At 69.3% G+C, this 7,340-nt stretch carries 7 protein-coding genes and 1 pseudogene; 6 read left to right on the top strand and 2 right to left on the bottom strand.

Translation table 11 applies throughout. The annotated features are described in order from the left end of the window. Together Ato02nite_RS25505 and Ato02nite_RS25500 are read left to right on the top strand one after the other, a co-directional pair. Positions 1-292, top strand: a pseudogene (locus tag Ato02nite_RS25505) (fibrocystin-L); the annotation flags it as partial. A gap of 180 nt (positions 293-472) precedes the next feature. Continuing rightward, entirely contained in the window at positions 473-2,017 is a 1,545-nt protein-coding gene (locus Ato02nite_RS25500; protein WP_213009138.1) for an IPT/TIG domain-containing protein, read from the top strand. Positions 2,018-2,095: 78 nt separating this feature from the next. Here Ato02nite_RS25500 and Ato02nite_RS25495 read toward each other — a convergent pair whose 3' ends face one another. Beyond that, on the bottom strand, positions 2,096-2,842 hold the full coding sequence (locus Ato02nite_RS25495) for a hypothetical protein (RefSeq protein ID WP_213009137.1): 747 nt from the start codon (positions 2,840-2,842) through the stop codon (positions 2,096-2,098). A gap of 214 nt (positions 2,843-3,056) precedes the next feature. Here Ato02nite_RS25495 and Ato02nite_RS25490 point away from each other — a divergent pair, with 214 nt between their 5' ends. Continuing rightward, a complete protein-coding gene (locus Ato02nite_RS25490) occupies positions 3,057-4,883 on the top strand; it encodes a S8 family peptidase (protein WP_246607411.1) in 1,827 nt (608 codons plus the stop codon). A 9-nt stretch (positions 4,884-4,892) separates the two neighbouring features. On the opposite strand, the gene Ato02nite_RS25485 is transcribed toward Ato02nite_RS25490, so the two are convergent. Further along, complete coding sequence (locus Ato02nite_RS25485) at positions 4,893-5,603, bottom strand: hypothetical protein (protein WP_213009136.1); 711 nt, start codon at positions 5,601-5,603, stop codon at positions 4,893-4,895. A 124-nt stretch (positions 5,604-5,727) separates the two neighbouring features. On the opposite strand from Ato02nite_RS25485, the gene Ato02nite_RS25480 reads away from it, so the two are divergent. From Ato02nite_RS25480 to Ato02nite_RS25470, 3 genes are read left to right on the top strand one after another with little or no spacing between them, the layout of a single operon-like run. Further along, complete coding sequence (locus Ato02nite_RS25480) at positions 5,728-6,327, top strand: sulfite oxidase-like oxidoreductase (protein WP_213009135.1); 600 nt, start codon at positions 5,728-5,730, stop codon at positions 6,325-6,327. Further along, on the top strand, positions 6,297-7,040 hold the full coding sequence (locus Ato02nite_RS25475) for a ferredoxin reductase (protein ID WP_213009134.1): 744 nt from the start codon (positions 6,297-6,299) through the stop codon (positions 7,038-7,040). The genes Ato02nite_RS25480 and Ato02nite_RS25475 overlap by 31 nt, the downstream gene beginning before the upstream one ends. Further along, complete coding sequence (locus Ato02nite_RS25470) at positions 7,037-7,300, top strand: DUF6510 family protein (protein WP_213009133.1); 264 nt, start codon at positions 7,037-7,039, stop codon at positions 7,298-7,300. The genes Ato02nite_RS25475 and Ato02nite_RS25470 overlap by 4 nt, the downstream gene beginning before the upstream one ends. Positions 7,301-7,340: the final 40 nt, after the last annotated feature.

Raw genomic sequence — 7,340 nt, 5'->3', positions numbered from 1 at the left:
GGCGGACGTCGGCCGGGCCATCTCCGGTGCCAGCATCCCGGGCGGCACGACGATCACCGCCGTCAACAGCGCCACCAGCGCCACGCTGTCGGCCAACGCCAGCGGCACCGCGTCCAGCACCTACACCATCAGCTACGCGCCGACTCCGACGCCGGTGCCGAACGGCCCGTACGCCATCACGGTTGTCGGCAACGGCAACGTCGACGCTCAGCCGGGTGGCACGAAGGCGGACTCCAGCTACTTCCGTACCGCCGTGACCAGTGGCGCGACCTTCACGGTGGCCGACTACTGATAGGCCACTCCACCGCGAGGGCCCGACGACATCCGATTTCGAGCGGTCCGCAGACCGCAGGAGGCACCATCTATGGAAAACCACAAGGTAAGTCCGCGCCGCAAAGCAGCCCTACGGCTCGGAGCCGTACTAGGTGCGGTCACTCTCACCACTTTCGGCATTGCCACGCCGAGCTGGGCCGTGACGCCGGACGTAATCACCCTGAGTTCGTCATCCGGTCCCACCGGCGGCGGGAACACCCTGACGCTGACCTCGACCGGCACCAACAACCAGTTCGTCGAGGGCAGTGTCTTCGTCGAGTTCAAATGGGAAACCGGCTCGCCCACCGCATGCTCGACGAGCTACGTGACCCCGACCGCGGTCGTTGTCACGAGCAACGCGACGTCCGCCGGTGTCATCGCTGCGACCAATGTCCGGGTCGTCTCGCCCACCAAGCTTGCCGTGGTGGTGCCCTCTGACCTGATCCTGGGTAGCGGCAACAACAACACCACCGAGGCATACAACGTCTGCGTCTACAACACCACCAACACGGGCACCGCCAACAGCCTGCTCGCGCAGACCAGCGGTACGGGCGTCAACTACAACATCGGTGCGGTGGCGCCGACAGTCTCGACCGTTTACCCGACGGCCGGTCCGTCCCAGGGCGGCAACACGGTCACCATCACCGGCACGGGCTTCCTCGCCAGCGCTACGACGGCGAGCATCGGGGGCGTTCCGCTCACCGGTATCACCGCCACCACGACGTCCATCACCGGCACCGCACCGGCGCACAGCGCGGGCGGACCGTACGCGGTCACCGTCCAGGTGACCGGTGGCGCCAACGCCAGCAAGAAGGCCGCGTACACGTACAGCGACGGCATCGTGGTCTCGCCCAACACCGCGCCGAACACGAAGACCACGGCGACCGAGGTCTCGGTGACGGGGTCCGGGTTCTACGGCAACACCTTCAGCACCACCAGCGGCCCGACGCCGGATGACGCCAACACGCACGTCTTCCTGGTCAAGGGCACATATGACCCGACCAAGACGACGGCCGGCACCAAGACCAACGGTCAGGTCACCGAGTGCCTGAACGTCCTGGTGATCTCCAACAACGAGCTGCTCTGCAGCCTCTACCTGGCCGGCAACGGCATCCCGCAGGCCTCGCTGCACGCGGTCACCGGCACGACCAGCGGCACGACCCTCACCCTCACGGTCGGGTCCTTCACCCAGGGCGACGTCGGCATGGCCGTCACCGGCGCGGCCGGCCTCGGCACGGGCAACTACATCGCCTCGGTCATCGACAGCAACCGCGCCATCCTGGCCAAGACCCCGACCGCGGCGCTCACCGCCGCGACGGTGCTGTCGGTGAACCCGACCCGGACGTTCGCTGACGCGACGCTCACCAACGGCTCGAACGTCATCACGTCCGCCGCCAACGCCAATTTCACCTCGGCGGACGTCGGCCGGGCCATCTCCGGTGCCAGCATCCCGGGCGGCACGACGATCACCGCCGTCAACAGCGCCACCAGCGCCACGCTGTCGGCCAACGCCAACGGCAGTGCGTCGAGCACGTACACCGTCAGCTACGCGCCGACGCCGGTACCGGTACCGAATGGCCAATACGTCATCACGGTGGTGAACAACGGCAACATCGACGCTCAGCCGGGCGGTACGAAGGCGGACACGTCGTATTACCAGACCGCCGTCAACAGTGGCGCGTCCTTCACGGTTGCCGATTTCTGATAGGCCGCTTCACCTAGCAAGAAACCATTACGAAAACAGCCGGTCCGCGAGATGCGGACCGGCTGTTTCGTACGCTTCTCAGCCGAGCCTGGCCCATTCGGCCGTGATGATCTCGGCGCTTTCCGCCGCGGTCGGCTTACCGCCCTGGTCCACCAGGACGGTCACGACGCTCTTCGTCGGCGACGTGTGCCAGCAGACCATCATGTTCGGCCGCACCGCCGCCTCGCTGTTGTTGCTGAACTTGAACTTCTGGGCGCAGAGGATGCCGTCGCCCGCGGGCTTGCCCTTCTCGGCCACCCAGAGCAGCTCGCGCTGGCCGGTGAGGTCGAACTTCGCGGTGGTGATCCGGAGTGATCCGTTCTTGCGTGGCACGTTGCGGGTTTCGACCGGCCCGGACATCGCCGCGGCGCGGGGCGCCTCGGTGGGCGGCCGCTGCAGCGGATGGCCATCCTTCGCGGCCTTTTCCCGAGCTTCCTTGATGTCCTCGGTGACCGCCCGGTTGTTCGTCGGCGACGGGCTCGCCGAACTGGCCGGCGCCGAACTGGGCGAGGCCGATGCCGAAGGGCTCGCCGGAGTCACGCTGTCGGCCTGTCCCTGGGCAGCGGCTGAGGTGGGCGCGGGCGCCGGCACGACCACCCCGACGTCCTGGGCTGTTGTCCGGTCCTTGCCGGCGACCGACGTGGTGATGGCATAGGCGGCGCCGGCCCCGAGAACGGCGAGGCCGGCCACGGCCACCGCCACCTGGGTCCGTCGGCGGGAACTACGCTCCGGCACGGCCCCGTGGACGCCGTCGTCGCCGGACCGATCGTCGTCTTCGTTGGTCATATCGACAATCCCTTGATCTCGGTTGTGGGTCCGCCGGGGCGGACCTCCGAACCCCCATGGTCGCAACGCTCCGGACGAAACATGGCAAAACGGCTGACTGCCGCCTGTGAGTTGGCCGAGAACGAAGCGGCACCTGTCCCGCCACCTCGTTCTCACCACCCCCGCCGGCCCTCGGACGAATGTTCGAGCACTTGGTCGACGGGGGAGGCAGAACATGGCGAAGCGAATGGTGCGGTACGGGGTGAGCGCGCTGGCGGCCGGAACACTGGCGGGTGCGGCGGTGCTGCCGGCCGGCAGCGCCCAGGAACCAGCCACCCGCGCACTGAGCCCGGCCCCGGTCGATCGGACCGCGGCCGTGAGCACAGCGGCCCGCAATCTGCGGGTCGCCCCGGAGAAGCTGGTGCCCCGGAAGGTGTCGGCCGCGCGTCCGGCCCGCATCGTCACGACCACGATCGGCCCGGACGGACGACCGGTCATCTCGGTGCACACGGCGACCGACAGCGCGAAAGCCGTGGCGCTCGTGCGCCGCGCGCAGCGGACCGAGGGCGCGGCCGGCGTCGAGCTGGACGTCCCGGTCGTGGCCGCCGAGGTGCCCAGCGGCAGCGATCCGTACCGCTTCTACCAGTGGGATCTCGGCACCGTCCGGGCTCCGGAGGCCTGGGCCCGGACGACCGGCGCGGGCGTCACCGTCGCCGTGCTGGACAGTGGCGTCGACCCCGGCCACCCCGACCTGGCCGGCCAGCTGCTGCCCGGCGCCGACCTGACCGACGGCACCGAGGGGCCGTCGCACGATGTGCACGGCCACGGCACGCATGTCGCCGGCACGATCGCGGCGGCCACCGGCAACGGAACGGGCATCGCCGGTATCGCCCCGGACGTTCGGATCCTGCCGGTACGCGTTCTCGGCGACAACGGCGCCGGCTACATGTCGGTTGCCGCCCAGGGTGTCATCTGGGCCGCCGACCACGGCGCCGACGTGATCAACCTGTCGATCAGCGGCCCCGCCGAGGAGCAGTCGATGACGTACGCCATCGCGTACGCCCGCGGTAAGAACGTCGTGGTCGTCGCCGCCGCCGGCAACGATCGCCAGAAGGGCAACCCGGTCAGCTTCCCGGGCGCCGGCCCGGGCGTGATCGCGGTGGCGGCGACCGACCAGGGCGACGCCGTGGCGCCGTTCTCGACCGCGGGCAACTACGTGGACATCGCCGCCCCCGGTTCCGGCATCGTGAGCACCTACCCCGGTAACCGCTACGTCGGCATGAACGGCACCTCGATGGCGGCGCCGCACGTCGCGGCCGCGGCGGCACTGCTCCGCTCGGTCGACCGCGCGCTCACCCCGGACCAGATCGAGGCGGCTCTCGAGTCATCCGCCGTGGACCTGGGAGCGCCGGGGCGCGACGACGACTACGGCTACGGCCGGCTCGACATCATGGCCGCGCTCGAAAAGGTGACGACCCCGGAGCCGGCACCCGCAAGCCCGGCAACGGAGCCCGCGCCGTCAACCGCGCCGACGCCGGCGCCGACTGACGCGCAGGATGAGATCGACGCCGGGCCGACCGCGCGCCAGGCCGAGTTCGGCGAGTCGACGACCACGTCGTTCACCGTCACCTCGGCGGGCTACCCGGCGGCCGGCCGGGAGGTCGACCTCTGTCTCTCGGCCGACGACGCCGAATTCACCTGCACCAGGGAGGTCACCACCGCGGACGGCACCGTCGCCTGGGAGCAGCCCGCCACCGCGCCGTTCCGAGTTCGGCTCGCGCTCCCCGGCACGGAGACCACGGCGACCGTCGCCTACCGGGTGCGCGCCCACGTGACGATCACCGCCGACGGCCCGGACGCGGTCGTGGTCACGGTCGACGGTCTGGACGGGCAACGCGCGGTGCTGCAGCGTTCGGACGGGCCGTACTGGTCGACGACGGGGACCTTCGCGGCCGGGAACCAGGTCCGGATCGCCGGCCTCGACCCCGGCACCCGCTACCGGGTGGCGCTGCCGATGACGCGGCGTTTCGTCGGCATCATCAGCGAAGCCGTGCAGCTCTGACCGGACGGGTCAGTCCAGCGTCCGCCATTCCCGGTCGATGGCCTTGACGCTGGTCACGGTCGAGGGGTGACCGCCCCGGTCCACCAGGATCGTGGCGACGCTCTTCGTCGCCGAGGTCCGCCAGCAGAGCAGCAGGTTCGGCTGGCGCGCCGGCTTGGCGTTCTCGCTGAAGTGCAGGTCCTGCGTGCACTCGGCGTCGCCGACCGGTTTGCCGCCGCCGACCGCCCACAGCAGTTCGCGATGACCGGTCAGGTCGAATCGGGCGGTGATGATGCGCAGTGTCCCGTTCGGGAGCTTCACCTCGCGCTCAGCGACCAGGGCGGGTTCCTCACCGGCGGCGGTGAGGCCGGGCTGCACCGGCACGCCGTCCCGCTCCGCTGCCTCGCGGGCCGCTCGGATCTCGTCCTCCGGCGGCATCGGCATCGGCATCGAGGCCGAGGCGGCCGGGCTGATCGAGTGCTTGACCGCGCTCTTGGTGGTCACCGCGGGTGGCACCGAGGAGGGGGCGACCCGCGGTGCCGGGGTGGTGAGTTCGGGCAGCGGGGCGACGGGCGCGATGGCGTCCGTGGTCACCGTGTGGTTCCGGTGGTCGATGACCTGGGCGGTGACGACGTATGCGCCGGCGCCGAGCACCGCACCCAGCCCGACCACGCCGACCGCGAGTTGCTTGCGGCGCTGGACCTTGCGGCGGCTGGCGGCAGAGGACTGGTAATCGCTCATTCACCAATGGTTCCAAAGGATCGGATAAACCGTGCTAAAACGGCGAAGCGGCGCGATCGGCATCACCAAGATCATTTAAGAACGGACTGCCGCCTGAAATGATCATGCGGTTTACTCAGGAACCATGGGCATCATCTCCCGAGGGTTCGGCGGCCGGCGACGCGAGTCGGTCCCCGGCCTGCCACCCGGTCAATACCTCACTCACGACTTCCCGGTGCTCAGCGCCGGCCCGACGCCACGCATCCCGCTCGACCGGTGGAGCTTCACGATCGCCACCGAGACCGGCGAGAAGAAGAGCTGGAACTGGGCGGAATTCACGGCCCTCGAAAGTGCGGACGTGACCGTCGACATCCACTGCGTCACGAAATGGTCGAAGCTCGGCACAACCTGGCGCGGCGTCTCTCTGGACACACTGCTCGCCGACGTCGAGACTGCTGCCGACTACACGATGGTGCACAGCTTCGGCGGCTACACGACGAACGTACCGATGGAAGATCTGCTGGACGGCAAAGCGTGGATCGCCTACAAGTTCGACGGCGAGGATCTCGAACCGGAACACGGCGGGCCGGCGCGCATGCTGATCCCGCACCTGTACTTCTGGAAGTCGGCGAAATGGGTCAACGGCCTGTCGCTGATGAATGACGATGAGCCCGGCTTCTGGGAAGCGGCCGGCTACCACATGTACGGAGACCCATGGCTCGAGCAGCGTTACCAGGGCGACTGACCTGGCGGGCGGCCACCCTCGTCGGCGAACGGTGGGAGACCCCGTCGGCACGCACCCTCGTGCTCGACGTACCGGACTGGCCGGGTCACCTGCCCGGCCAGCACGTCGACGTCCGGCTGACGGCACCCGACGGCTACAGCGCGCAACGGAGTTATTCGATCGCGTCCGCCTGGGCGGACAATGCGACTGACAAAACGGTCGAATTGACGGTGCAGAGGCTGGACGACGGCGAGGTGTCCCCCTATCTGACCGACACACTGGAAATCGGTGACCAGATCGAGCTGCGCGGCCCGGTGGGCGGCTGGTTCGTGTGGCGGCCGGCCCAGGAGAAGCCGGTGCTTCTGCTGGCGGGCGGTTCGGGTGTCGTCCCGCTGATGGCGATGATCCGCGCCCGCGGTGCGGCCAAGGGCAAACAGCCCTTCCGGCTGATCTATTCGGTGCGCACCCCGGAAGATGCCTGCTACGCCCAGGAGCTTTCCCGTCGCGTACGGGATGATCCCGGTCTTGATGTGCACTTCGTCCACACCCGCGTAACTCCGCGGAAGAGGATCGACGTGGCCACGATCAACAGCTACGGTTGGCCCGCCGACTTCACCCCGGACTGCTACGTCTGCGGTCCGACCACATTCGTCGAGGCCGCCGCCGACATTCTGGTGGCTCTCGGCCATGACCCCAAGCGCATCCGCACGGAACGCTTCGGAGGCACGTCATGAACCCACTGGACGGCAACGCCATGGCCGGTGACCTCCGGGAGCTCTTCACCGTCGACGTGACCGCCGCGCGCTACACCTGCGCCGGCTGCGGTCATGCCGAGGCGGTCGGCGCCCTGGTCCTGTGGGGGCAGGACATGGGCCGGGTCGGCCGCTGCCCGCATTGCGAAGACGTCGTTCTGCGGGTGGTCAACGCACCCGACCGGGTCTTCCTCGACCTGCACGGTTCGGTCCGCCTCGAGTTGCCCCTCGCGGGCTCCTGAGCCGGCCGGCGCCATGTTCCGCCCCGCCGACCCGGGCGTT

This window comes from Paractinoplanes toevensis (assembly GCF_018332695.1).
Lineage (GTDB): Bacteria > Actinomycetota > Actinomycetes > Mycobacteriales > Micromonosporaceae > Actinoplanes > Actinoplanes toevensis.
Note: the sequence above shows the minus strand (reverse complement) of the source record. Positions and strands in the feature narration are given on the sequence as shown.

Bases quoted from the DNA above. Each gene is read 5' to 3' on its own strand.
- Ato02nite_RS25495 (WP_213009137.1), bottom strand. From the start codon at position 2,842: ATGACCAACGAAGACGACGATCGGTCCGGCGACGACGGCGTCCACGGG.
- Ato02nite_RS25490 (WP_246607411.1), top strand. From the start codon at position 3,057: ATGGCGAAGCGAATGGTGCGGTACGGGGTGAGCGCGCTGGCGGCCGGA.
- Ato02nite_RS25485 (WP_213009136.1), bottom strand. From the start codon at position 5,603: ATGAGCGATTACCAGTCCTCTGCCGCCAGCCGCCGCAAGGTCCAGCGC.
- Ato02nite_RS25480 (WP_213009135.1), top strand. From the start codon at position 5,728: ATGGGCATCATCTCCCGAGGGTTCGGCGGCCGGCGACGCGAGTCGGTC.
- Ato02nite_RS25475 (WP_213009134.1), top strand. From the start codon at position 6,297: ATGGCTCGAGCAGCGTTACCAGGGCGACTGACCTGGCGGGCGGCCACC.
- Ato02nite_RS25470 (WP_213009133.1), top strand. From the start codon at position 7,037: ATGAACCCACTGGACGGCAACGCCATGGCCGGTGACCTCCGGGAGCTC.